A 25,844-nucleotide genomic window follows, 5' to 3' on the forward strand; every position below is an offset into this window, starting at 1 on the left:
ATACAAAGCTGGGCTAATTGCCAAGTTCAGACGGTCTTTAGCCGGTATTGGAGTCGAAAATGTCAAATAGTGTTTTTATCGCAACAAGTTTAGATGGCTACATTGCCGATAAGAATGGCAGCCTAGATTGGTTGCACGCTATTCCGAATCCTGAGGGTTCTAATCTGGGGTTTGTGGAACATGTTGATCGCATTGATGCATTGGTGATGGGACGAAATACCCTTGAGGTGGTTTTAAGTTTTGATGTGGAGTGGCCATACAGTAAACCTGTCTTTGTACTGAGCAACACACTGACTTCAGTACCTGAAGGCTATGAAGATAAAGTTTTTCTTGTGAGTGGCCCACTCAAAGATGTCGTTAAACAACTCAACGAGAAAGGGTTCAATAACTTATATATCGATGGCGGCGTCACCATTCAGAACTTTCTTAAGGAAGATCTGATCGACGAGATGATTATCACCACCCTCCCCGTACTTCTTGGCGGCGGCTTACCCTTATTTGGTGACTTAGAGGCACCACTCAATTTTAAGCTCGTTAAGAGTGAAACATTTCTAGACGCCATCGTTCAAAATCATTTTGTTCGTGTTCGCTAATTTTTTATCAAACCAGTGATCCATATCGGTTGGATCACTGTCTGTTACCTTCCCGTTACCCAACCTTCCTTAAGCTAGTGCTGTCAATTCAGTGCAATCAAAAGGAAAGGCTTATGTTCAGTTCTTCTCGCAAATTACTCAATATTGTTATGTTATGTGCTTCAGCAGGTTTAGTAGCCTGTTCTACCGACATAATACCAACAGCAACCTCCGAGACCTCAACCAAAACATCAAATGTGCGTGTTCCTGCTGAATGGGAGGCCCAAGCTGCGGTTTGGATGCAATATCCGGATCAATGGGAAGCAGATCTACGTCCGGCATTCGCCCGAATCGTTTCAGTCGTTCAGCAATATCAGCTAGTGCATATGCTAACCCGCAATGAACAGGAAAAAAGCCAGGCTCAACAGCTATTGACCGAACTCGGCGTCACGGATAAGAACATTCAATGGCATGTTGTACCATTCGACAACGCCTGGATGCGTGACAACGGGCCAATTTATGTCACCGACGGTCAGAAAACCTGGATTCAAAACTGGGGCTTTAACGGTTGGGGAGGCAATTTTGGTAGCGATGTTAGCTACACCAATGACAACCTCATCCCTGACTATGTGGCCAAGCAGCTAAATGTCGAGTCTGAACAATATCTTGACTACATACTGGAGAAAGGTAATGTCGAGGTAAATGGTGATGGCGTGCTAGTGATCAACTGGGACTGTCAGGATCAACGCAACCCTGGTATGACACAGCAAGAGCATGAGGCGATCTTAAGAGAAAAGCTTGGAGTACACACTATTGTCTGGGCTTATGGTTATTACCCAGGTGATGGCACAACTGGCCATATTGATGGCACAGCACGATTCATCAATGGCAATACCTTAGCCGTCACTGTTCTTGAAGATACGACAAGAGACGAACAGTTAGTTTCCGATGCAGAAGCTGCCGGACTAAACGTACAGCGTTATGATGGAAACCCTAACTGGCTGATTGGAAATGGGTTTATTGCTGCCATGGCCGATAGTGATGAAGAGTATAATAAAGAGCTGCAAGCTAAGCTTGAATCTTTCTATCCTGATAGAGATGTGTATCTCATCGAGACCTCAACGATTGCGAAGGCAGGTGGCGGTATTCACTGTGTCACCAATGATCAACCACTAATTTAACCTAAAGGAGCCGTTAGATGCAGGTATTGCTTGTCGAAGATGATATGGACTTGGCTGAACTGGTGATCGAATATCTGGAAGCCGAAACCATCGAGTGTGATATCGCCTATAACGGCTCCATGGCCCTCAATCTCCTTGAAGAAAATACTTATCAGGTGATTGTCTCTGATGTGATGATGCCGAAGATGGATGGATTCAGTTTGCTGGATAAGCTGCGCCACAATGGCAACCACACACCATGTCTGTTGCTCACCGCACGGGCTAACCTGGAAGACAAGCTCAAAGGCTTCGACAAAGGCGCAGATGATTATTTGGTTAAGCCTTTTGAGCTGGCCGAGCTTACCGCGAGGATCAAAGTCTTGGCTCATCGAGCCTACCCGCCTGCAGATAACATCAAAATTGCCGACTTGAAGCTAGACCTAGTGGCGCAACAAGCCTACCGAGCAGGTCTGCAGCTCTCATTAAGCGCTGCCGAATGGCGATTACTGGAAATTCTTGTCAAACGTAGCCCATCCGTTGTAGCAAAAATCGATATCGAAGACCATGTCTGGGGCGGTGAGGCTCCATCCAAAGACGCTCTGAAGATGTTGCTCTATCGGTTACGGCAAGTGGTCGACACCCCAGAGCTCAGCCCATTGATCACAACAGTTCGTGGCCGGGGAGTGATGATTGCCGCCCCAGAGGGACAAGCCTGATGTTGCCACGTAGTATAAGCCGCTATATCTCGCTACAAATCACCCTATTGATTTCAATCATCATGCTGGTATTCATTGGCATGACCAATCTGGTCTATGACTGGGGCAACGATGATTCCGTTCATTACTTTATGACACAAGAAGCAGAAAGCTATATCGAACAAAACCTACCAACTAAGCAAAATGCACCGATCGTAATATTTCCGGAATATAACGCCTTACCCAAAGCAATTCAGGACCTATTTGGGGATCCGGCATGGGTAGACGGAGAGCTGTACTTTGAGCACCAGGGTGGTCAATTCATCTACTTGCTGCCTTATTACAACCCTAATACAGATCAGTTTCTATTCGCATTACACATCTACGATGAGTCACTCGATAGCGCCATAATAGGGCTGACAATTGGCGACCTGACTGCCCTATTAGCTTTGGTATTAGCCATTCTGAGCATTGGCGTCATATACAACCTTGGCTGGTCTGTATTAAAGCCAATCAAATCATTACGCGAGTGGAACCGCCATATTGCCTCCAAGGACATCATGCCGACAATCCCAGAGAAATTACCTGACTTTCGCTTTGACGAACTGAATGAAGTTGCCGAGCAGATCCAAAGCTCGCTAACAGAGCTCAATCAACGTAATGAAGAAGAGAAGCACTTTTTACGGGCATTAAGCCACGAACTAAGAACACCTCTGGCGATCACCAAGGCATCATTAGAGCTGATCAACAAAACCGAACAGCCGCTAGCCCCCAAACTTGCCAGTAAACTTAACAAGATTCAGCGAGCGAATACCAATATGTGCGCCACCAGCGAAGCCTTGCTGTGGCTATGGTCTGACGATTTAGCCCAATTTCACACTCAGCCAATCAACCTTGGCGAAGTCATCCAGCAAGAATTAGCAAACAACCACTATTTAGCTGCCAATAGGCAACTGGATGTGAGTGTCTTTGAGCAAGAAGCAATCATTGACGCAAACCCTATTTTGATTCAAATATTGGTGCGCAATCTGATAAGAAATACCCTGCAATACAGCGCGGAAGGCAGAATCAATATCGATTACCAACTGAATACTGGCTTGACGCTCACTAACCCAGTGGTTTCTGAAACTAACACTGTAAATGAGTCCGCTGATTATGGCTACGGCGTAGGGCTATACTTGGTAACAACACTTTGCCAAAAGATGGGGTGGCAGTGTGCGATAAAGCAAGATACTAAACAATTTCAAGTGCGAATAACGAAAATAGGAAGGTAGCGTAGCACTTTTAATCAAAGTGGGTAACTCTCTTCTTTTCAAACTGAAGTGTCAGATCTAGTCGGAACTAATACAGATTAACGTGTGAACACCAAGGGACTTTGTCGTACTTTAACTACCAAGCGATTTTGTCGTTCTGAGTTAATTACCAAGGGAAATTGACGGATCTATTTGATCAGTGATTTTCTGAATACTCCATTGTGCGTATTCAGGGATCGCCAAGGTCGCGCAAGGAAGGATGAGTATTATCAATGCTTCCAAGCTTCTAAATAAATCCCGTCGCACTATTGAACGCTATCTTCAGCAGTATCAGAAAGTCGGAATACAATTCGTTATTCACCGTAACACGGGCAGAACTCCTGCCAATAAAATACCCGATACTCTTAAGAAGCAGGTTCAGTCTCTTATTAAAGAGAAATACTACGACGTGAATTTGCAGCACCTTGCTGAGTTATTAGAAGCACATGAGGGCATCCAGATTAAACGTGAGACCTTGCGGTCTTGGGCACACGATATCCATCATGTGAAGAGGGCTAAGCGTAGGCGCTCTCAAGTACGTAAGAGACGCGAACGAATGGAATCGGCAGGACTGTTATTGCAAATGGATGGTAGTCCACACCGTTGGTTCGGGAACAAAAAGTCTTGTCTAATCGCCATTATTGATGATGCAACCAGTGAAATTCACGCCGAGTTCTTTAAGTCAGAAACGACTGAGGCCTGTCTGAAAGTTATGCGCAACTATATCGAGAAAAAAGGGCTATTTAAGGCTCTGTACGTGGACAAGGCAGGGATATTCGGTGGCCCTAAGCGTTGTAACTTCTCTCATATGCAGAGGGCTTGTGAAGAGCTGGGTATCGAAATCATATTCGCCAACTCACCGCAGGGGAAAGGGCGTGTTGAGCGCTCATTCGATACCTTCCAAGATCGTCTCGTTCCTGAGTTACGCTTGAGAGGCATCTCTGATATGCAATGTGCTAATCAATATCTCCAAGAAGTGTTTATCCCTGAATACTGGCAGAAAACAATCGCTGTTAAGGCCAAGAATATTAAGTCTGAATTTACACCTGTCCCTGCGCATATCAGTCTAGACAATATCTGTGTTCAGAAAGAATATCGGAAAATCCGCCGAGACCATACGTTCAGTTATAGCAATAAGTTTTACTTAATCGACTCGCCACTCAGACACTCTATCGCTAACCAGAAAATAGAAATCCGTAAGCAGTTTGACGGCAGCTTCACGGCCTACTTTGCAGACCGTAAATTAATGGTCTCTGAAGTGGTCGAACCAACCAAACCTTCTATGTATGACCTCGAAATCCAGAGAAAACTTGATGCACTGGAATTAGCAGAAAAACTTGGGAATGTGGCCGAAGCTGCACGACTCAGTGGTTGCTCCCGTGACACGATATACCGACATCGCAAACTGCTTAAAGAAAAAGGCCCTGAGGCTCTCAAACGATCTTATAGCCCAGTTCAACATCACAAGAATCGCACATCTAAGGAGATCGAAGAAATCGTTATCGCCTTTTCACTGGAAAATCCACATCTGGGTCAGGTGCAGGTATCGGCTCAGCTTAGAGAAAAATATCAGATAGAACTGAGTCCAAATGGGGTTCGGTACATCTGGTTACGGGAAAAAATGAATACTAGCGCCTTACGCGTTGAGAAAGCAAAATCATCGCTTGTCGTCACATAGTGTAGGAGAGGATAAAGTCTCACCCTAAGAATTAAAGATTCATACTGAGTAATAAAGAATCATACCAAACTGGCGGTCAACAACTCTCGTGACCGACTTTTCTATCACGGGAAAGTCCCAAAGTGAGTTGCAACCACTATCACCTCTCTACCTCAAAAAAGTTATTGGATTAGGTTTTCATCGGTGTGTTTTAAGAATTCTTCCGAACATGGTCGTTGGTCACAAACTGCGTAAACAGAGATAGTTAGCATTGTAAAAACAACACCTTACCTATATGGCAACTAAAATGGCTGTTATTAAAAATTTCTTTATTGTAGGAGCAGTTTGCTTAACTGTTACTAATAGCGCACTAGCAAACAACTTTGGACAAAGCGTCCAGATACCAATGAAAGAAGAAGGTTTATTATGGAATAGCAACATTAACTTGGAAGCTACCTTGTATAAGCCTGAGGGGGAAGGCCCTTTTCCAACAGTAATTTTTAATCACGGGTCAACTGGCCCTAATGTTATCCCAGAGGATTACACAATTAATCCTTGGGGGTTTGGAGAGTATCTAGTCAAAAAGAATATTGCTCTGTTAATTCCAATGCGGAGAGGTAGAGGCCAATCAGAGGGGAGTTACAAAGAACTTTACACGTGTGATCCTAAAGGGATTGAAGAAGGCTTAGACTATGCAATGCAATCGTTAGATGCATCATATGATTATCTTTTGAATCAGCCGTGGGTAGATAAAGAAAAGGTATTATTAACGGGAAACTCTAGAGGAGGTATTCTCTCTTTAGCTTATGCTTCAGAGCATCCAGACGCCTTTTCAGGTGTTATAAATTTTTCGGGGGGATGGGTCGACGATAGCTGTAATAAAGACAATATCTCCATGAACCTTCCGATATTTGAGAATGCAGGAAACACGTTTAAAGCGCCAGTTTTGTTTATTTATGGCCGCAATGACTCTTATTACTCTGACACAACAATCGAGGCGTTCGCTAGATCGTATGAACAGTCAGGAGGTAACGTAGAATTTAAATTCTATCAACTAGGTAAGAACGTATCAGGACATGATGTGTTCTACAAGTATTGGCACTTATGGACATCTGTAGCAGATAAGTACCTTACTGACATTCAGTTCGATGTTCGCCCTTAGGGATGTACTTCAACAAAGATTCTTTGCTTAACCCAATTACGTCGTTTTAATGACGATGCTAATTCGAGTCAATATGATTATAAGTCAGCCAATCAGGGCTGACTCATTCTTGTCCCGAACCGTGTTATCAAAGTGATTTCGTATGGCACTTTAATACTTAGGAACGCTGTGAATTGACAGAAAAAATGTTCTGAGTATGAGACTTGATTTCTATCTGGTATGAAAATGCCACATCAGCACTAAGCTTCTGCGAGCTCTCAGTATGATTCTTTACTCCTCTCCCACACATAGCGGAGATTATTAGTTGAGTGTTCAATCAGGGAGCTGGTATGCTGGAACGACAAAGTCCCTCGGTAATTAGTCCGTCAGTCTCCCTCGGTAATCACACTAATACAGATTAACGATAAGGAGTAGGATCTATATTTTCCTTTCCCGGACTTAATCCCCGCTCAATGGTTAACTGCTTACTCTCGGCAAGGTTGATCATCTCCACTTCTACATAGTGGCCAAATTTTACTGAATAGAAGCACTTCACAATTGGCTGTAGGATCGATGTTTCATTCGATTCCCACACCAAGCCAGCTCGTCCATCAGATAACTCAACAAGCGAACCTACCGGATAGACGCCTACGTTACGAATAAATTCATTGAGCAAATCACTGTCTAACTGATGAGGCGTCATGGATTTGAGAATTTTAAATGCCGCAGCTGGGCTCATCGATTCTTTGTAGCATCGGGTTGCAGTTAACGCATCATAGATATCGACAATAGTGCTCATACGTCCTACCAATGAGATTTCACCTCCAGCTAACCCCCTTGGGTAGCCGCTTCCATCAAGCTTTTCATGATGCAGAAGGCTCACTTGGCGGCTCATCTCGGAAAGCCCCGGTATGCTATCTAGAATTGGCTCAGAAAGTACTTGGTGCAATTTCATATGCTCAAACTCTTCCGAACTCAACCGAGCCGGCTTATTTAACACTTCAAGCTGTACCTGGGTTTTTCCTACATCATGTAAGAGCCCTCCAATAGCTAACTGCTTTAGCACATGCTGATTTAAACCTAAGTGCCGACCAAAACTCACCATCAGAAAAGCAACATTTAGGGAATGCTCTAATAGGTAGGCATCTTTCTGGCGCAATGAGGCAACACAGTGAATGGCATCTGGATTACAACGAATAGAGTCGACAATACTTTCCGACAGGTCGGCAATGGGTGCGATGTCAATATTCTTGCCTTGGTATAAGCTATCAATGGCTTTACTCAGTAAATCCTTCGACTTTAGTAAGATAGACTCAGCTCGTTTAAGCTCCACAGCCATAGTGGCGCTTTTAGCGGGCTTAGGGATGCGCTTATTGAGATCAGGAACATAATGACTGAGGTCTGACTGATTGAAATCAACCCACACCATTTTTATACCATTGGCTTTAATCTTATAAATCAGGTCATTAGAATGAATTCTGCCCGGCTTATTAACACGTAACCGCCCTTGAGCGTTTTCAAGCTCAACGACAAATAGCCCTTCACAGAGGTGTTCAACTGCAACTTCTTGAATCATAATCGACCACCTTCATCCCTGAATTACCTAATCAATATGTTAGACCAAAGAAATGATTATATGTATTGATTTGCGAAAAGATATATGAAACCAAATGGTAGCTAGCTAAAAATCATACAGATGGCAAGAAGGTGCCAATATAGTGACAATTTTCGTCAATTTGACGACACATAGAAGCATTTTATGGCGACAACAAGCCGCTCGCTTTCAAATTGAATCTCACTGGTTCAAGGCGAGAAAATTTCTGAATGGCTGCAGGATAAACATAGGAGCCAGAACGAAACTAAGAATAATTGACTATCTCTTAGTGATATCTGCATTTTGAAAGGTTAATATTGCCGCCCTTAACTGCCCATAAAGCTACGTGCTTATATGGCTCAACGTTCATCATAATAGATCAGCATATGCACTCCCCGGAACATTGTTTTACCCCATTTAAAGCATCGATTAATGCGTTTACCCTGCCCGAGCGGTTCACTTTCCCCTTCTACTATGAGCCCCACCCGCTCTGCCTATTAGCGGCAGAAGAGCTGCAACACCACCTTGAGACGCAAACCCAGTGGCAGCATAACTTTGGCCTTGGCGGGGATCAAGCAACGGCGATTGGCAAGATGTTTGGTGTATTGCTAGTGCAAAATGCGCAGGGAGAGATTGGCTACTTATCCGCATTTTCTGGAAAAATGGCCGAGAAAAACCTACTGCCAAACTTTGTTCCTCCGGTGTTTGATATGTTGGCGGAAGATAGTTTTTTCCTCGATGAACAATTGGAAATCAATAAGATCAATGGCCAGGTCGAAGAGCTAGAGCGTAATCCGAAGATTTCAGAAGCTGAAATAGAACTGAAAGCGGAGCAAGGTGCGAGCACTGAACAACTTGAAGCACATCGAAACCGAATGATCGAAGGGCGAAAAATCAGAAAAGCACAGCGTGCCGCTGCTGATGCAGAACTCGATCCTACGGAGCTACGGCAGCTAAAAAAACAACTAAGCCGTGAAAGTGTTATCGAGAAGCTTCAGTTGAGAGATTTAAAGCTTCATTGGGAAGAGCGTATTGGTATAGCCCAACAGCGGCTAAATCATCTAACAAGTGAAATCACTGTCTTAAAAGACAAACGCAAAAAGCTATCCGCCGCCTTGCAGAAGAAACTGTTTGAGCAATATCGGTTCTTGAACGTAGACGGCATAGAGAGAGACCTCAACGATCTCTTTGTCGATACCACCCGGCAAGTTCCCCCAGCAGGTGCCGGAGAGTGTGCCGCGCCAAAGTTACTGCAATATGCCTTTAAATGGGGCATGAAACCGCTGGCTATGGCCGAGTTCTGGTGGGGATCTTCGCCAAAATCCGAGATCAGACAGCACAAAAATTTCTATCCGGCCTGCAAAGGCAAATGCCAGCCAATTTTAGAGCATATGCTGGAAGGGATCGAAATGGACGAGAATCCTTTGCTCTCCAACCCTTGCGAAGGAAAAACGGTCGAGATCATATACCAGGATGAAGATATGGCGGTGGTAAACAAGCCGGCAGAATTCCTCTCCGTTCCAGGAAAGACCATTGAAGACTCCGTCTACCTGCGGATGAAACAGCACTTTCCCAAAGCGACAGGCCCACTTATCGTCCATCGGCTCGACATGTCTACCTCTGGCCTGATGGTGATAGCCTTAACCCATAGGGCTAATAAGAGCTTACAGAAGCAGTTCATCCAGCGAACGATTAAAAAGCGTTATGTCGCTTTAGTTGAAGGATTAGTCAAACAAGATAAAGGCTTCATCAGTCTCCCCCTTCGCGGTGACCTAGACGATAGACCTCGTCAGTTGGTCTGCTACCAGCATGGCAAACCCGCAGAAACCACATGGGAAGTGATTGAGCGGAAGAACTCTCAAACTAAGGTGTATTTGTACCCCAAAACAGGCCGGACACACCAACTCCGGGTTCATTGTGCCCATACAGAAGGCTTGCATATGCCTATGGTCGGTGACGATCTCTACGGAGTGAAAGCCGATCGCTTGCATCTGCATGCTGAACTATTAGCGCTTAATCATCCTATCACCAATGAATTAATGCGATTCCAGGTTGAGGCAGAGTTTTAAACGAACCTGACACGACAAATGTTCAACTCTCTGTATTAATAAAGAACCCGCAAATGCGGGTTCAGGTTAAATTGACTTAAACAGCCATTACAGCTTGATTGGTCTAATATTCGATACCCACTGATTTTCACCAAGGTGATAAAGACTATTTAGATCAATCACGCTCTGTGATTCAACATCAATCTTATATACCGTCTGCTTACTCATGGTATAACTATCATCACCGGCTTTAGTATAATAACTATTACCTATCAGCTGGGTTGTAGGCTGCCAAAACAGGGTCTTCATACCAAAATCAGCAACAAGATAATGGATATTTCCACTGGTTACATTACGGATAGCCAGGTAGCGGCCATTGGTTGAGCGACACGTGAAAGCCAACGTTTTCCCTGTGCTATCTATTAACTCTTCAGATTTCAGCTCTTGCGGCGACTGCGAAAATAATGACTCGTCTGAATAATTGTAAATGGAAAATATTATGTCATTAGGAACATTCTTTACTTTACATTCAGATAGCATGCTGTAGCCAGGTTCTCGCTGGATACCTACAGCAGTTTCCTTATCAATTGACTTTTCAAGCACAGCATCTTGGTTTCTATCGACAACCAGCGAAACATAACTATCATCATATGTCTGATAATAGAAATTAAAGTCGATACCAATGCCTATATTCTTGATGGCATCATTTGTAATAACGCTATATTGGTGCTCTGTTAAATAATCAAATAAAAGAAAACGTTGTTCCCGGTCTTCTGTTGACAAAATTTCCGTCGAAACATACTTCCAATCAGTTCTGCCGGTTGAAGCCAGTTTATTAATTTTCGGCTCATTGCTACTTTCATCCAGCTCAAAGCTATACACATCACCATTGCTTGCAATAGCAACAGTCTTGCCTAGTCGATTATGCTCTCGATCCTGATAAGATATATAGCTATCTAGATCAAAATTTACCTCAAGAATACTTCCGTCTTTGTTAACCAGGTACATTGCCTGTTCATTGCTGCCTCCTTCTCGGTATTCACAGGTAGCCTCGTTAAAACTTAATGGCAACCCTTTGACTTTCAGCAGGTATAGCTCATCATAGCCGATTCGCTCCAATTCAAAGTTATCATAATCGGCATCAAGGGTTACTTTTACCGGATTTAGCTTGCAGGTAGATCCCATATTAGCTGGCTCAGCCCTAAGGACAAAGTTAATCAAGTCACCGTTTGCATCAATCAACAGCTTCTGTCTATCATTGTAAACGACGCCAAATTCAAGTGATGAGGTACTCAGCTCTGCAATAGCTTGCTTATAATCTTGAAATGCCTGAGTAAGATCATACTGTACTTCACCGTATTTTACGGTTAAATCAGAGTTTCCGGTTGGAGTCGAACTTGTCCCAGTAGAGCCGGAAGTTGAATCACTACTGCTACCACCGCCACCACATCCAGAAAGGGCCAATGCAACACCAAGCAGTACAGGAGTAACTTTGTTATATAACTTCACCATTTTTAACACTCAACATTTGTACACCGTTCATTATGGCGCGCAAGATAACGCAAAATATACCTACAAGCAATCAACTAGCTAATAATCTCTACTGAAAGTTAACTTTTCATTATTCGACATTTACTCCTATCAATATGTATAACTACTCACCAATAAGCTATTGTTATATATATTCATACGTGTGATGCCTGGACTATATGATCTTCTCACCAGATAATGCAATAACACATATTCCATAGCATGGTAGAAGCTAAAATATCAATAGATACAACAATTGTTAGGCTCTGGAGGCAGCAAAAGCAAAATTACAACTATCGATTGTTTAGCAAAGAATAACAGTCTAAAAAATCTATAAATAATTCAAATAATACCACCTGACTTTCCTTTTAATTAGCTAAACTGCTTCCGACTTGAACTCTAGCAGCTGGGAGCTACATTTAAACAGCAATACCAATAAAGATCTCAACGGAGGCATAGCATGCCATTACGTATTGGAGATGAAGCCCCTGATTTTAAAGCAAATACAACCGAAGGCTCCATCAGTTTTCATGAGTGGATTGGAAACGGCTGGGCAATCTTGTTTTCCCATCCAAAAGACTTTACCCCTGTTTGTACCACTGAGCTGGGTTACCTGGCAGGGCTAAAGGGGGAGTTTGATAAGCGTAACTGCAAGCTTGTCGGACTCAGTATTGACTCTGTTAGCGATCATACCGCTTGGGCTAAAGACATTGAAGAAACCCAGGGGCACGCGCTGAATTATCCGTTAATCGGCGATCCAGAGCTAACCGTGGCCAAGCTCTACGATATGATCCATCCCAACGCCAGCGGGAACGCCAAAGAAAGAACAGCGGCGGATAACGCAACAATTCGTTCGGTATTTATTATTGGCCCCGACAAGCTGATAAAACTGATGCTCACCTACCCCATGAGTACCGGACGTAATTTTGATGAAGTGCTAAGGGTTCTGGATTCGATTCAATTAACCGCCAAGCATAAGGTCGCAACACCGGTAAACTGGAAACAAGGTGAAGATGTGATCATTGTTCCAGCTGTTTCTGATGAAGAAGCCAAACAGAAATTCCCTGACGGATGGGATGCACCTAAACCCTATATCCGTATCGTGCCACAACCTAAATAATTAGTAATACAGAAATGCCGCAGGGAAGCGGCACACGCAATCAATATAACCGCCCCATCTAGGCTGGCACTCTCTGGTGTTTTCGAAGCAAAATCTGATGTTCAGCAAGACTAGAGAGTATGAACATCATCACGTAACCCAATCCGAGAGCAACTATGATGGCGACCACATTCGTGGTAAAGACTGAGAGTAAGTAGTACGCCGCAACCAAAGTTACAATCCCACTCAGGCGAATGATCAAGCTCTGGGTGAACTGACCGTGCGCTTTAATGTATGCTAACTGATAGGCATTGAGCATCATAAATACAAAGAAAATAGAAAAGTGAAACAACACTGGCACCGCACCTCTATATTCTGGCGGGAATACCCACATCACGATGTTCTCGCCCCATAGTAACATCGTTAAGAAAAATACCGTTGCGACCAAGAAGGCCAGCTTAAATATCCAACCTCGTATTGCCCTTATTTGTTCGTGCTGCGCATTGCGGACGCAAACAGCCAGTTCTGGCAACACAAAACGGTAAATAGGAAAAACAAACAGCATTGTCATGTAGGTAAATACCGGGCGGACTATCACTTGAAAATCACCCAGTTCATCAAGACTAAAATGGCTAATAGTGAGCAGTACGGTGATATATATCATCAAGATACTCGCACCAGCTTCCAGCGAGGCGGTGAAGCTCTTTTTTACATAGCTCACGAGCGTTGGGTTCATACTCACCGTAGCCAATGGTCGTGTCGCTATCTCTTTTCGGCGTCGTATGAACATAAAAATTGCCACACCCAATGATGACAGACTCATACTAAAAAATAATGAGGAAAGCGCATCTAACTGTATGAGGTAATAGCACGTTAAGAACAAGACTACGTTACTCAATGGTTCTAGCCAGGTAACTTTGTTCGAAATACTGTAGAGCCGATACATGGCGACTAAGTTGGTAAAATAAACCTTCAGCCCCATGCTAAATATCACCCCAACCAATTGCAGGTAGCTAACATCGATATGCAGTTCATGCTTGATATAGGGAAGCACCAGCCCCCAGGTGATCAGTACCATGGTTATCAGGCTAAAGCGGAATATATTAATAATATCATGGTCGTTTTGGGTTTGGCTGTAACTCACTACCATTGATGAGCGGAAGCCTGTCATCAGGATCAGTGACAATGAGATAATGTCCACCACACTGTTAAACAGTGCCAGCTCTCCTTTAGGCACCCATTGTGCCAGCCAGATTTTGAACAGGAAGCCTACTGAAATACTAGCGAGTGTTGCCCATATGCCGGTAATAAATGCTTTCTTAAGGCGAGGAAGTGCCTCACCGTGAGGCTTGGCCTGGGCTGAATTCTTTTCCATAAAACAGACAACATAAATAACGGTAGCAGCATCTTACTCGATCCATGACGTTAGATCTCATCGAAGTGATAGGCAAAATAGAAAATAAGTCTTCTGTGACTGAATTGGAGCCTCGTTGCCGATGAAAGGATTTTCTACGAATTAGCAGAAATTATCGGCAACATAACTATACTTACCAACTGGTACGATCTGTTTGCAATTTTATTACCCTATTTGTCACCCGACAGAAGCTGGTAATTACAATGGAGAAGACAAGCATGACGGAATCAGTGGTACGGGTAAATCAACTTGAAAAAAGAACACTGGAAGACCTCCCCCAGCCCAAAGGTTGGCCAGTATTAGGCAATTTCCTGCAGGTACATTCTGACAACCTACATCAGGTGCTAGAGCAGTGGGCGACGGAATATGGTGATACTTACAAAATTGATATTGCAGGCATGGTGTATGTGGTGATATCTGATCCTGTGGTTGTTAAAGATATCCTACGGCGGCGTCCAAAATCCTTCAACCGTACTGCTAGCCTGGAGCGGGTATTCAAAGAGCTTGGTATCCACGGTGTACTTTCGTCCAATGGTGAAAACTGGAAGCGGCAGCGCAGGCTAATCATGCCAGCATTCAGTAAAAAAAGCCTGGCATCATTTTTTCCTTTATTGGAGCAAACCACTGAGCGGCTTCGGCTACGCCTTACCCGCAATAGCAAAGACAATACCATTATTGATATTCATGATGACCTTCGTCGCTTTACTGTCGATATCACCACAACCCTAGTATTCGGGCATGATACCCGGCTGCTCGAACAAGACGAAGACGGGTTACAAAAGCACCTGGAAGTGATTTTTCCCCAGTTAAACAGCCGAACCAAAATGCCCTTTCCCTACTGGCAATACATCAAGCTAAAAAAGGACCGAAAGTTAGATCAGGCCTTGGTCGAAGTGGAAAAATATGCCCTCAACATCGTAGAACAAACACGAAGTGAGCTGGTATTAAACCCACAATTGGCTGATGCTCCCGAGACTATATTACAAGCGATGGTCGCAGCATCTGATGATAACAACCGCTTAACTAACGAAGAATTGTTTGCCAATATCCTGACACTGTTATTAGCTGGCGAAGATACCACCTCCAATCTGATTTCCTGGATGCTGTATTTTATTCGCACGATGCCAGATGTTCAGCAAAAGATTGCTGAAGAAGCCGACAGGATCAGTTCGAAGCATAGTGGATCTATTAACGTACAGGGATTGGATGAACTCATATACCTTGAAGCCGTCGCAAGGGAAACACTACGGCTGAAATCCACTGCACCTATGATATCTGCTGAAACCGCCAACCAGCAAACATTGCTCGATGGTACAGAGTTGCCTTCAGGTACCGGGCTATTTTTACTGACACGACTCGGGGGACTTAGCACAGAGCGCTTCCCGGACGCCGATCAATTTAGGCCGGAACGCTGGCTAGAAGAAGCGTTAGCCGCTGAAGCCTGTCCACATAAAGCCAACAGCCATTTTCCCTTCGGTGGTGGCGCACGCCACTGCCCCGGTGAATCTCTGGCCTTTATGGAAGCAAAAATGGTAATCGCCATGATCTGTCAGCACTTCGCTATCTCTCTGCCGGACGCTTCACCCGTAGTAGAAGAGGAGTTCGCCATCACGATGCGACCTAAGAACCTCCAGATTTCTTTGTACCCAAAATCAACGGGAAGATGATCTAAAAAACATTCAACGCCCCAGCAGCACTGGCAGTAACATGGCAGTTCATTCAGCAACAAAAAATGAACTGCCATGCTGGCTTCATTCAATGCATGCTTTCAGGAAACGGCTAACAAGTGTGCCCTATATACCCAAGCTACTTCAAAATGCAGGATTCAGAGTGATATCAGCATGCCCAGTTCAAGGATAATGACGGCAGGAATGGTGGCCCCTTTCTACGTCATTTGACACAGAAACGGGCTTGCTGAATCACTCCCAAAGGGCGAGTTGACTAGGCTGGTATGCTGTGTTGCTGCTTATTAACGTAGAGCCACTATGTCTTCAAATCAGCGCCTTGCCTACCAACCTAGTCATTCTCGCTGAAACGAGCATCTTGAGGTAGTTTGGGTATAGACTCATCAATGAATATCAACAACTTTATCCGGTTCAAAAGCAGGGTTAAGGCTATTAGGCCAATATCCCCTTGGGTTGCACAGCACACGGGTACGATGAATTTGCAAATCAACACTGTGATGAAGGTGGCCATGGAACCAGACTGAGATCTCGTAGCTTGCCATGATATCCTCAAGATCACTTGCATAGGCGGGCGCTAACAAATCAGATCGGCAAATATTACTTCTCGCTACCGTCTTAACGAAGCACCGTGAGCTCGGCGCATGATGGGTAACAATCACGGTTTTTCCGGCATAATCCTTTTCCAGCTCAGTTTCTAAAAACTCTCTGGTGGCCCTGTGAATACCCAATGCATCACAGGCCTTAAATCTCTCATTGGATGGCTCTAAATACACTAACCTGTGATCATTCATGCCGATATCGGCACAACTCATTGATTTAATACGATCGCCATCAAGCAGGTAATCCGTAAACAGTGTTGCTCCGAGAAAGCGTACCTCACCTAGCTCTACTACCTCTTGTTCCAAAAAGTGAACATGCGTCCCTTTCGTAGCATGTCGCCAATTGCGATGACATTGCTGCCACGTTGACATATAGGCTTCGTGGTTGCCAGCAACAACGACTGTCGGTTTATCATGTGTTTCGTCTAATACCCAGTCGATATAGCGTATCTCACTGTTCACGCCAATATCTCCTGCAATGACAATCACATCCGCATCCGTTTTGGGGATTGAGTAATCTGATGGATCTGGCATAAATTCTAAATGCAGATCAGATTGAAACTGAATACGCATGTCCACTCCTTGGCTACCTCAGTATGGATAGCCCTGTGCAATAACTCGCGTTCTCTCACTGCTTAATATCGTTGACCTGCCGACTTCTTTCGGTTTCAGAGGTATCAAATTGCAGCTCACAGAGCCGCTGGTACAATTCAGAGTGCTCCAGTAACTGCGCATGGGTACCACGGGCCAATATTCTTCCCTGATCCAATAATACTATTATGTCAGCATGAATAACGGTAGAAAGCCGGTGCGCAATAATCAATGTCGTACGGTTTTCCATTAACTCGTTCAAGGCAGCCTGGACATGAAACTCACTCTCGGCATCTAAAGCACTAGTAGCTTCGTCCAGAAGCAACACATCAGGATCTTTAAGGATGGCCCGGGCAAGCGCTATACGCTGTTTCTGCCCGCCAGATAAGCGAACACCCTGCTCACCTAAGTAGCTCTTGTACCCTTCAGGTAATTCAAGAATAAACTCATGGGCATGCGCCCGCTTGGCAGCCAAAATCACCTCTTCATCAGAGGCGTCGGGGCGACCATAGCGGATATTGTGCCAAACATCAGAGCTAAACATGGTTGGCTGTTGTTGCACCATGCCCATCTGCTGGCGAAGGTGTTGAGGTTCGAGCTGCTGGATTGGCGCTTCTTTGAATCGGATCTCTCCATGTGATGGGTCATAAAAACGCTGTAGAAGTTCAAACAGCGTGGTTTTCCCGGCGCCCGATGGCCCCACCAGAGCAACAACCTGGCCTTTTTTAATATCAAGGTTGATATCTTTCAACGCAGCACTATTGGGACGTGACGGGTAACTGAAATTTACCTGGTCAAAAGCAATAACAGTATCGGCTGAACCATCGAATTGCACCACCTGCCGCGGCGCTTGAATTGCACTTTCCACCGCCAATAATTCAAACAAACGCTCAGCCGATCCCGAAGCACGCTGTAGCTCACCGTAAACTTCTGAAATCGTCGCTAGAGACATGGCAACCATAACGGCATAAAAAACAAACGCCGCCAACTCCCCTTCACTGATCTTACCGGCCAACACATCCATGCCGCCAACCCACAGCATGATACTAATGGCACCAAACACCAAGAATATGACAGCGGCAATCAAGACTGCCCGCTGCTTTACCCGTTGCCGGGCAACAGCAAAAGCGGTTTCGACTTCAACACTGAAAGCCTCCTTCTCCTGGCTCTCTCGGGTGTAACTTTGAACCACCTTAATGTTCTGGATGATCTCTCCCGCATATGTCCCAACATCGGCAATACTGTCTTGGCTTTTTCTCGCTAGGCGGCGTACCTTGCGACCGTAATAAAGCATTGGCAACAACACGACAGGCACACAAGCCATCACCATCATGGTCAACTTCAAGTTAGTAAGCACCAACATAAGCAAGCCACCAGCTAACATGAGAGCACTGCGTAGTGCCATTGAAAATGAAGAGCCAATGATAGATTGCAGCAAAGTAGTATCCGTCGTCAGTCGAGACATGATCTCACCGCTACGGTTTTCTTCAAAATAGCTTGGGTGAAGCTCGAGCAGGCGGTCAAATACAGCCTTGCGGATATCAGCACAGACCCTCTCCCCCAACCAGGACATGAGATAAAAACGGGTAAAAGTACCGACAGCCAAAATACTGATCATGACCATCATCACACCAATTGCCTGGCCTAGCTGCTCTTTTGACCCTGCAATAAAGCCATTGTCGATGATCATCTTCACACCCTGCCCGATTGACAGGCTGACAACCGCCGTCACTAGCAAAGCCAACAGTGCTGCGACAACCATCGTTTTATATGGCTTTATAAACCTAAGTATTGGCGCCAGTGTATCCAGTGCTTTTTTATGTTGAGTGCTATCACTATTGCCGTGGGACATAACCTACCGTGTTTTTGGCTGCAAAGGTGTAAGATAATACGCCGGAATGGATGAATTAGGAATGGACTGTGACTGGAGCGGTAACAGTGCAGCATCCCTGCTGCTGAGACTCAGCTTAGCTATGAAATGGCTTTACATCTCCTGGCTTTCTGAGCATCTTATCGACGTCATCAAGATGGAGCTCTTCCTGGGATATCATTTCCCTTGCGTACTCCTCCAGCAATACCGATTTGCCTTCAGCTAACTGAAGCAGCTTGTAATACAATGCCAGAGCCGATTTTTCATGTTCCAAGCTTTCCCTAAGTATATCGCCAATATCGTGTTTACGGGTCTCCAGCAGAGGACCAACCTTCAGTGATGGGTGCCCGCCCAGCAAGGTAACCAGCTCACCCGCCTTATGTGCGTGAGCAAGGCCTTCATTAGCATTCCCTTTAAGCCAAGACACAATAGGTATACGATTGTAACCAAATACCATTAGAGAATAATGGGTATAGCGAACCACGCCCGCCAGCTCCACTTCCATAATATTATTCAATAAATCGACTACTTGTTGTTTTTCACTATCATTCATCATCAACCCTTACCTGTCTGCAACAAAGCAACAACCCGTGGCCCGAAGCCACAGCCTAGAGTGAAAGTAACCAGTAACAATTTTAGTCGAGATAAAGAATCGCCGTATTGTAGGCTAAGTTATCGCATTAGCCTCTTAGTGTTTCCTTTTCAGCATATGTATCATGTGCTTATGGGCAAGCGCTGATATCATCGGTAACTTAAACAGATTATTCATCATTTTATGGTGCAGCTTTTCTTCCTTATTAAGAAGACGATAAAATGACAACAGCTCACGGTTGATATGCGCGTCACTACCAAATGTTGCCTCGAGCTGATACGCCCGCCTTATTATCTGAGCATTAATATTCCTATTTTTAGGCAAGGCATGATTATAGGTTTCAATAGCATCGACTTCATTGAGTACATTTTTAATGTAAGGCTTATTTTTCAAATAATTTTTCTGCGCAAGGCCATTGATATGAGGGATCGAGATATAACATTTCCTTTCTGTCAGTAAATCAAGGTAATAATAAATATCCTTATTTGTTCTGGCCATCCTATAGCGGTGTTTGTTCTTTTCAACCTCCCGGGTATAAAACTCTTCAAGATCTTGTATCTTTTTGAAATAAACCAGAATTTCAAAGCCATCATCACACCCCAGCTCGATGCCTGGCACATTATTAATACCGATATCGCAGGCCGCTACTGCCCCCCCAATTTCATTATGATCTGTTATCGAAATCAGGTGTTTTTTATCTTTCAAGAACTCAAGTAAAAAAGGCGGAGTATTAAAGCCGTCTGAAGCGGTAGTATGTAGATGAAAATCTAGATAGATACACTCATCACTTGGCTTAAACTCATAAAAACCCGAAAAAAAATCGGATATTTTATCAAATTCAATCATAACGGCCTCCCTATTAAAGATAGGTGAAATCGCTCTATATTGAAGCGCCTTTTTCAGTTGCCATAAACCTCCAGGATACCCCTTCAACCTCATTAAGATTGGGGTAAATTCAGAAACAAATGCCATTGATTATTATACTTAGCGGTATCACAACAATGACAGGTTGCCCACCGCTATGAAAGATTCCTCGTCAAAAGCCAGTCAACAAAGTAAGGAGGTGGTTTCTGCTCACCATTCGGCTCACTCAAAGCCCGTTTCCAAACCAACAAAACTCAATGCTTCAGAACTCTTTCACTCCTGCGATCCCAGCCAGTTTGATTTTGATACTACCGACGATATAGAGGCGGTAGGGCCCCCTCTAGGACTCGAACGCGCCGTGGAGGCAATCAAACTAGGCATAGGAGTCCCATCAAATGGTTTTAATATTTTTGTAATGGGCTCAGCGGGACTAGGCAAGCATACAATTACACAACAACTTCTGGCACAGCACTGTGATAAAAACAAAGCACTGTCTGACTGGTGCTATGTGAATAACTTCCAAGATGCCAATAAGCCCGTTGCGCTTCAACTGCCTGCTGGTATGGGGCACAGGCTCCAACAAAAAGTACAACAAATGATTGAGGAGCTAAAAACAACCATTCCTTCGTTATTGCAGAATGAAGACTATGTCCACAATACTGAACAACTGCAAAATGAACTTAACGAAAGGGAAATTGAAGCATTTCAATCTATTGAAGATAAAGCAAAAAAACAAGGCTGCATCTTAAAAAGGTCCAAGAATGGTTACCTTATTCACCCCGTTAAAGACGGTAAAGTATTCAGTAAAGAGGATTTCGAAAAACTACCCGCAAAAGAACAGCAAAAGATCGATAAGTCCATCGAAGAGCTACGGCTACTATTAGTCAATCTGCTCAAGCAGGTTCCATTATGGGATCAGGAAATGAGAGATAAAAAAAATCTGTTAGAGCGTGAATTTGTAGCGATTACTCTTGATTACCTTGTCGGGCAACTACCCACAGACTTGATGGCTATCGAGCCCGTCAAGCACTACATTGACAACCTCATGCAGCATGTACTGGCAAATATCCCACTCTTTAACGGTAGCCTCGAAACTGAAGTCAACGAGTATACCGGTCAAAAACTCAGCTTCAGCCCTTTTACCGCTTACGATATAAATATCATTGTCGATAACAGCAAGACAGCTACCTCACCGATCATCTATGAGGACAATCCAACCTACGCCAATCTTATCGGCCGAATTGAGCACAAGGGCGAGCTCGGGACTTTTATCACTAACTTTACCTTAATAAAACCTGGCGCCTTTCATCGAGCCAATGGGGGCTACTTAGTCATCGATGTCCTCCAGTTGCTCAACAAACCCTTCGTTTGGGATGTATTCAAGCGCACATTGCTTTCTAACGAGCTACGTATCCAGCCTCTGGAACAACTACTTAGCGTCAACACAATTGCAAGCTTAGAGCCCGAAGTTATTCCGCTTGATGTTAAGGTCATCCTGGTTGGTGATCGCATGATGTATTACATGCTAAAACAGTACGATCCTGATTTCGGTCAGCTATTTAAGATACAGGCTGACTGTTCGGAAGAGATCAGCAGAACCCCGGAATCCTGCCTGCTCTACTCGCAGTTTATCAAACAGCTGCAAAGTGAAGCACAAACCCGCCCGCTTGATCGCGCCGCCGTCGCAAGGATCATCGAGTTTGCAGCACGGCAGGTTGCGGACGGAGAAAAACTGACCCTCCATCGAGGCGCCATTAGCAGTGTGATAGTCGAAGCTAACTACTGGGCGGCGCAAAATAAGAATGAAGTGATCAATGTTAAGGCCGTTCAACAAGCCATTGATGCCAAACAATTTAGAACCGGTTACCTTAAGGAATGTGTGAATGACAATATTCACCGTGGAATCAACCAAATAGACACCCAAGGCGAAAAAATAGGGCAAGTTAACGGACTCTCGGTAATTAGTGTGGATGAGAATATGTTTGGCCGCCCCTGCCGGATCACTGCAGCGGTGCACCTTGGGCCAAGCAATGTCATGAATATTGAGCGAGAGGTCGACCTGAGTGGCCCTAGCCACTCCAAGGGAGTTATGATTTTAACGGCATTTCTACGCCAGCAATATGAACAAAAACAACCACTATCCTTCTCTGCGACCCTAACATTCGAGCAGTCCTACGGTATGGTTGACGGTGATAGTGCGTCGACTGCAGAGCTATGCGCATTACTGTCAGCTATAGCGCAGGTTCCGCTAAAACAGAACATTGCCATTACCAGTGCTATCGATCAGCACGGTAATATCGAGGCTATCGGCGGAGTTAACGAAAAAATCGAAGGTTTTTATGATATTTGCAATGCGAGTGAATTAACTGGCGAACAGGGTGTGATCATCCCGAAAACCAATATAGTCCACCTGATGGTAAACGAAGAAGTACGCCAAGCGGTTGCTGCAGGACGTTTTCATATTTGGGCTGTCGATCATATCGATCAGGTTATGACCCTACTTACCGGCATTCCTATGGGTAAGCTCAATGCAAAGAAACAATACCCCGCACACAGCATCAACGCCGCGATTATTTCCCGCATCAAACAGATGAACAGAGCCCAAAAATCCTTTCTTAATGGGTCAAATTCAGCAAGGAAAAGATAAGCATAAAAGCAGCGTCACTGTTGTTCATTCATCATTCCCTCCCTTCAGATGGCGGTAGAAATTGACTCTTTGCGCTAACTAATCGACGCCGCCACCATTTATGAAACTCTTCAACCAGGAGTAAGCTACAGGCAATCAGTAATAGCTGACTCCATTGAACAAGTGTAATAGGTTGGATCGCCAAGACATCACTGATCCCCGGCGTGTACATTGCAGCAATATGGACCAGTTGGGCAATCGGTACCGCTAACATTAAAAATGGGTTTGAAAACAGTGATAATGAAAAGAGAGACTGAGTTTCAGAGCGGCTGTTCAGCGCATGAATGTTGCCAAATAAGACCATAAGCATCAGGGTCAGGTTCCTTGCCTGCTCAACGGATTGCCCAGAATCCAAAGCCAAGTAATAGTGAACAAATGCTAGCCCTCCCATTACGGTTCCAGAGATAACGACATGTTCGATGATAATTTTTTCGAAGATAGGCTCGCTGGGATTTCTTGGCTTACTTGTTAACTCATTGCCTTCTTTCGGTTCAAATGCCAGTGCGACATCCTGTAAGCCATTGGCGATTAAGTTCAGCCATAGCAATTGTACTGCAACCATCGGCATCGGCAATCCGGCAACAACTGACAAGAAGAACAACCACAGGGCGGAAAAACCAGTCGCCACCAGCAACGCAATAACCTTGCGTATATTGTTATAAACAACTCTCCCCAGCTCAATGCCGGAAACGATAGAGGAAAAATTGTCATCGGTAATAATCAGATCAGTGGTTTCTTTTGCCACATCCGTGCCACGTTTTCCCATCGCAATACCGGTATTGGCCTGGCGCATTGCCGGGGCATCGTTAACCCCATCGCCGGTAACGGCAACAAAATGGCCTTGGCGCATAAAGCTATCGACAATCTGCTCTTTTTGTTGCGGCTCAATTCGGGCAAAGACCCGGATAGGCCTAATCAGCTCATCAGCATGTTTTGGCCCCTTCGCATTAGCCTGATGGATCATAGTGCCAGTAACAACAGTGTCATACTGGCCACACAAACCAAGCTCCATCGCAATCGACTTTGCTGTTGAAGGGTGATCTCCTGTGATCATCGCCACCTCTATCCCGCCTTCACGACACCGGGTGATCGCATCGAAAGCTTCTTGGCGTACCGGATCAATCATCGCCACCATGCCTAAAAAGTGCATCTGCTCCAACCGCCTGTGGCTATTCTCTATCACTTCTCTCTTTGCCAAGGCAATAACCCGATATCCTTGCTGGGCAATCGATTCAAACTGTTTCTCGATTAGAGGTCGATCAATATCCACCGAGCCATGCAAGGTCTCCATCTTGCTGCACATGCTCAGCATCTTCTCAGGGCTTCCTTTGGCATAAAGCCACGCTGTTTCACCATCAAGGTTCAGGCTGCCGCAATAGGCATTTTCCGGCTCGTAGGGAATGAGCTCTAGCTGGGTTTGCTGCTGCCGTAGCTGGGTAATTGACAGGCCCAGCTTCTTGGCTAGCACCAGGAAAGCAACATCGACAATATCACCGTCAGAAACCCACTCTCCCCCGGCATAACTAAGGTGACTTTCATTGGCCAACACCCCCGCGATACACAACTGCTGCAGGTGCTGTTGCTCTGTACCAGCACAGACTTCACCTCCAGGAGAAATACCTTCGCCTGTAACATGGACAACCTTGTTATCCGGCAAAACCACCTGGCGGATTGTCAGCTCGTTAACCGTTAGCGTGCCCGTTTTATCCGAACAGATAAAAGTACATGAACCGAGAGATTCCACCGCAATCAGCTTACGGATAATCACACTGTTTTTGGCCATTCGCCTCATGCCAATAGCCAATGCAACCGTTAATGCCGCAGGTAAACCTTCAGGGATCACCGAGACCGCCAGACCAATGGTCATTAACAGAATCGCTTCTGTGTCATAACCGCCTTTAAGCAGCATCATGATAGTGAGCGCCAAAATAGCGACAAAAATGCCACCTGCGACCTGGTAGGTAAAATTACGGATGCGGATCATTAACGGCGGCTCAGAGACCCGCTCTTGGGTAACATGGCGAGCAATTCGGCCAATTTCAGTATTGAGTGCCGTGGCAGTGACAACCGCCTGCGCACGACCATGGGTAATGATACTGCCAGCAAAACACTGGTTAATCCGCTCCGACAGTGGTGCCCCTTCCTCCACTTTGGCCTGGTAGTTTTTGCTCACCGCCAGCGATTCGCCCGTCAGCATCGATTCATCTACCGCTAAATTTTGGCTGCTGACCAGGATCACATCGGCAGGAACCTTATCGCCAGAAGATAGCAGCACCAAATCTCCGGGGACTACCTCCTCAACATCAACCGTACGGGGAGTGTTGTCACGAATAACATGGGTTACCCCTTTGACCATGTTACGAAGCGCGGCGGCAGAGCGTTGCGCAGAATATTCCTGCACGGTTCCGATAATGGCATTAAGGATCAATACCACAATAATAAAGACACCACTGGGATTTTGCCCCAGCAGGAATGACACAATTGCAGCAATAAGCAGAATATAAATAAATGGGCTCAAAAACTGGCGAAAAAAAATGTGCACCGAACCCGGCATCGGAGGCTCAGGAAGCAGGTTAACGCCATGTATGCTCAGTAACTCTTCTGCTCTCTTTTGTGTCAGGCCTGCCACGCACCTCTCATCAACAGTGCCAGATGCTGGGGAGTCTTGCCCGGTTCGTGCTAATCGTATTGTTTCTTTCAATGAATCTGACGCCATATGCTTTATCTCACTAAAACAACCCAGCCATTAGATACA

Annotated in this window: 18 protein-coding genes; 10 read left to right on the forward strand and 8 right to left on the reverse strand. The window is 44.9% G+C overall.

The window, feature by feature from the left end; all coding sequences use genetic code 11:
- Window positions 1-59: 59 nt before the first annotated feature.
- From AC51G0_RS19815 to AC51G0_RS19840, 6 genes are all read left to right on the forward strand, one after another.
- Window positions 60-593 carry a dihydrofolate reductase family protein gene (locus AC51G0_RS19815; RefSeq protein WP_496303367.1) on the forward strand — a complete coding sequence of 178 codons (534 nt, stop codon included), beginning with the start codon at window positions 60-62 and terminating at the stop codon, window positions 591-593.
- 113 nt (window positions 594-706) lie between these two features.
- On the forward strand, window positions 707-1,753 hold the full coding sequence (locus AC51G0_RS19820) for an agmatine deiminase family protein (protein ID WP_496303368.1): 1,047 nt from the start codon (window positions 707-709) through the stop codon (window positions 1,751-1,753).
- 17 nt (window positions 1,754-1,770) lie between these two features.
- On the forward strand, window positions 1,771-2,448 hold the full coding sequence (locus AC51G0_RS19825; protein ID WP_496303369.1) for a response regulator transcription factor: 678 nt from the start codon (window positions 1,771-1,773) through the stop codon (window positions 2,446-2,448).
- The gene (locus AC51G0_RS19830; RefSeq protein WP_496303370.1) at window positions 2,448-3,701 is read left to right on the forward strand and encodes a sensor histidine kinase; all 1,254 of its coding nucleotides are present in this window, start codon (window positions 2,448-2,450) and stop codon (window positions 3,699-3,701) included. The genes AC51G0_RS19825 and AC51G0_RS19830 overlap by 1 nt, the downstream gene beginning before the upstream one ends.
- A 238-nt stretch (window positions 3,702-3,939) precedes the next feature.
- Window positions 3,940-5,397 (forward strand): ISNCY family transposase, encoded by a 1,458-nt coding sequence (locus AC51G0_RS19835; RefSeq protein ID WP_496303371.1) that lies wholly within the window; start codon window positions 3,940-3,942, stop codon window positions 5,395-5,397.
- 286 nt (window positions 5,398-5,683) lie between these two features.
- On the forward strand, window positions 5,684-6,538 hold the full coding sequence (locus AC51G0_RS19840) for a dienelactone hydrolase family protein (RefSeq protein ID WP_496303372.1): 855 nt from the start codon (window positions 5,684-5,686) through the stop codon (window positions 6,536-6,538).
- Between the two features lie 397 nt (window positions 6,539-6,935).
- On the opposite strand, the gene AC51G0_RS19845 is transcribed toward AC51G0_RS19840, so the two are convergent.
- On the reverse strand, window positions 6,936-8,093 hold the full coding sequence (locus AC51G0_RS19845; protein ID WP_496303373.1) for a cyclic di-GMP phosphodiesterase: 1,158 nt from the start codon (window positions 8,091-8,093) through the stop codon (window positions 6,936-6,938).
- 404 nt (window positions 8,094-8,497) lie between these two features.
- Here AC51G0_RS19845 and AC51G0_RS19850 point away from each other — a divergent pair, with 404 nt between their 5' ends.
- Window positions 8,498-10,180, forward strand: coding sequence for an RluA family pseudouridine synthase (locus AC51G0_RS19850; RefSeq protein WP_496303374.1), 1,683 nt, complete (start codon window positions 8,498-8,500; stop codon window positions 10,178-10,180).
- Window positions 10,181-10,267: 87 nt separating this feature from the next.
- On the opposite strand, the gene AC51G0_RS19855 is transcribed toward AC51G0_RS19850, so the two are convergent.
- Window positions 10,268-11,671: a hypothetical protein gene (locus tag AC51G0_RS19855; protein ID WP_496303376.1), complete on the reverse strand. Its 1,404-nt coding sequence runs from the start codon at window positions 11,669-11,671 to the stop codon at window positions 10,268-10,270.
- 478 nt (window positions 11,672-12,149) lie between these two features.
- On the opposite strand from AC51G0_RS19855, the gene AC51G0_RS19860 reads away from it, so the two are divergent.
- Window positions 12,150-12,809, forward strand: a complete 660-nt coding sequence (locus AC51G0_RS19860; RefSeq protein WP_496303378.1) for a peroxiredoxin — start codon at window positions 12,150-12,152, stop codon at window positions 12,807-12,809.
- 58 nt (window positions 12,810-12,867) lie between these two features.
- On the opposite strand, the gene AC51G0_RS19865 is transcribed toward AC51G0_RS19860, so the two are convergent.
- Window positions 12,868-14,163, reverse strand: coding sequence for a lipopolysaccharide biosynthesis protein (locus AC51G0_RS19865; protein ID WP_496303379.1), 1,296 nt, complete (start codon window positions 14,161-14,163; stop codon window positions 12,868-12,870).
- A 257-nt stretch (window positions 14,164-14,420) separates the two neighbouring features.
- Between AC51G0_RS19865 and AC51G0_RS19870 the strand changes: the two genes are divergently transcribed.
- Window positions 14,421-15,869 carry a cytochrome P450 gene (locus AC51G0_RS19870; protein ID WP_496303380.1) on the forward strand — a complete coding sequence of 483 codons (1,449 nt, stop codon included), beginning with the start codon at window positions 14,421-14,423 and terminating at the stop codon, window positions 15,867-15,869.
- A gap of 401 nt (window positions 15,870-16,270) precedes the next feature.
- On the opposite strand, the gene AC51G0_RS19875 is transcribed toward AC51G0_RS19870, so the two are convergent.
- The 4 genes from AC51G0_RS19875 to AC51G0_RS19890 form a co-directional block, all read right to left on the reverse strand.
- Complete coding sequence (locus tag AC51G0_RS19875; RefSeq protein WP_496303381.1) at window positions 16,271-17,059, reverse strand: metallophosphoesterase; 789 nt, start codon at window positions 17,057-17,059, stop codon at window positions 16,271-16,273.
- 55 nt (window positions 17,060-17,114) lie between these two features.
- Window positions 17,115-18,929 carry an ABC transporter transmembrane domain-containing protein gene (locus AC51G0_RS19880; protein ID WP_496303382.1) on the reverse strand — a complete coding sequence of 605 codons (1,815 nt, stop codon included), beginning with the start codon at window positions 18,927-18,929 and terminating at the stop codon, window positions 17,115-17,117.
- Window positions 18,930-19,044: 115 nt separating this feature from the next.
- The gene (locus AC51G0_RS19885) at window positions 19,045-19,503 is read right to left on the reverse strand and encodes a ferritin-like domain-containing protein (protein ID WP_496303383.1); all 459 of its coding nucleotides are present in this window, start codon (window positions 19,501-19,503) and stop codon (window positions 19,045-19,047) included.
- 132 nt (window positions 19,504-19,635) lie between these two features.
- Window positions 19,636-20,385, reverse strand: a complete 750-nt coding sequence (locus tag AC51G0_RS19890; protein ID WP_496303384.1) for a PHP domain-containing protein — start codon at window positions 20,383-20,385, stop codon at window positions 19,636-19,638.
- Between the two features lie 175 nt (window positions 20,386-20,560).
- Here AC51G0_RS19890 and AC51G0_RS19895 point away from each other — a divergent pair, with 175 nt between their 5' ends.
- On the forward strand, window positions 20,561-23,050 hold the full coding sequence (locus tag AC51G0_RS19895; protein WP_496303385.1) for a Lon protease family protein: 2,490 nt from the start codon (window positions 20,561-20,563) through the stop codon (window positions 23,048-23,050).
- Window positions 23,051-23,081: 31 nt separating this feature from the next.
- Here AC51G0_RS19895 and AC51G0_RS19900 read toward each other — a convergent pair whose 3' ends face one another.
- On the reverse strand, window positions 23,082-25,805 hold the full coding sequence (locus AC51G0_RS19900; RefSeq protein ID WP_496303386.1) for a cation-translocating P-type ATPase: 2,724 nt from the start codon (window positions 25,803-25,805) through the stop codon (window positions 23,082-23,084).
- Window positions 25,806-25,844: the final 39 nt, after the last annotated feature.

It is taken from the genome of Photobacterium sp. HL06 (assembly GCF_059552575.1).

What these genes read in the sequence shown, in the direction of transcription:
- AC51G0_RS19815 (WP_496303367.1), top strand. Translation starts at nt 60, where the DNA reads ATGTCAAATAGTGTTTTTATCGCAACAAGTTTAGATGGCTACATTGCC.
- AC51G0_RS19890 (WP_496303384.1), bottom strand. Translation starts at nt 20,385, where the DNA reads ATGATTGAATTTGATAAAATATCCGATTTTTTTTCGGGTTTTTATGAG.
- AC51G0_RS19840 (WP_496303372.1), top strand. Translation starts at nt 5,684, where the DNA reads ATGGCTGTTATTAAAAATTTCTTTATTGTAGGAGCAGTTTGCTTAACT.
- AC51G0_RS19835 (WP_496303371.1), top strand. Translation starts at nt 3,940, where the DNA reads ATGAGTATTATCAATGCTTCCAAGCTTCTAAATAAATCCCGTCGCACT.
- AC51G0_RS19885 (WP_496303383.1), bottom strand. Translation starts at nt 19,503, where the DNA reads ATGATGAATGATAGTGAAAAACAACAAGTAGTCGATTTATTGAATAAT.
- AC51G0_RS19845 (WP_496303373.1), bottom strand. Translation starts at nt 8,093, where the DNA reads ATGATTCAAGAAGTTGCAGTTGAACACCTCTGTGAAGGGCTATTTGTC.
- AC51G0_RS19880 (WP_496303382.1), bottom strand. Translation starts at nt 18,929, where the DNA reads ATGTCCCACGGCAATAGTGATAGCACTCAACATAAAAAAGCACTGGAT.
- AC51G0_RS19830 (WP_496303370.1), top strand. Translation starts at nt 2,448, where the DNA reads ATGTTGCCACGTAGTATAAGCCGCTATATCTCGCTACAAATCACCCTA.
- AC51G0_RS19825 (WP_496303369.1), top strand. Translation starts at nt 1,771, where the DNA reads ATGCAGGTATTGCTTGTCGAAGATGATATGGACTTGGCTGAACTGGTG.
- AC51G0_RS19900 (WP_496303386.1), bottom strand. Translation starts at nt 25,805, where the DNA reads ATGGCGTCAGATTCATTGAAAGAAACAATACGATTAGCACGAACCGGG.
- AC51G0_RS19820 (WP_496303368.1), top strand. Translation starts at nt 707, where the DNA reads ATGTTCAGTTCTTCTCGCAAATTACTCAATATTGTTATGTTATGTGCT.
- AC51G0_RS19895 (WP_496303385.1), top strand. Translation starts at nt 20,561, where the DNA reads ATGAAAGATTCCTCGTCAAAAGCCAGTCAACAAAGTAAGGAGGTGGTT.
- AC51G0_RS19855 (WP_496303376.1), bottom strand. Translation starts at nt 11,671, where the DNA reads ATGGTGAAGTTATATAACAAAGTTACTCCTGTACTGCTTGGTGTTGCA.
- AC51G0_RS19860 (WP_496303378.1), top strand. Translation starts at nt 12,150, where the DNA reads ATGCCATTACGTATTGGAGATGAAGCCCCTGATTTTAAAGCAAATACA.
- AC51G0_RS19870 (WP_496303380.1), top strand. Translation starts at nt 14,421, where the DNA reads ATGACGGAATCAGTGGTACGGGTAAATCAACTTGAAAAAAGAACACTG.
- AC51G0_RS19875 (WP_496303381.1), bottom strand. Translation starts at nt 17,059, where the DNA reads ATGCGTATTCAGTTTCAATCTGATCTGCATTTAGAATTTATGCCAGAT.
- AC51G0_RS19865 (WP_496303379.1), bottom strand. Translation starts at nt 14,163, where the DNA reads ATGGAAAAGAATTCAGCCCAGGCCAAGCCTCACGGTGAGGCACTTCCT.
- AC51G0_RS19850 (WP_496303374.1), top strand. Translation starts at nt 8,498, where the DNA reads ATGCACTCCCCGGAACATTGTTTTACCCCATTTAAAGCATCGATTAAT.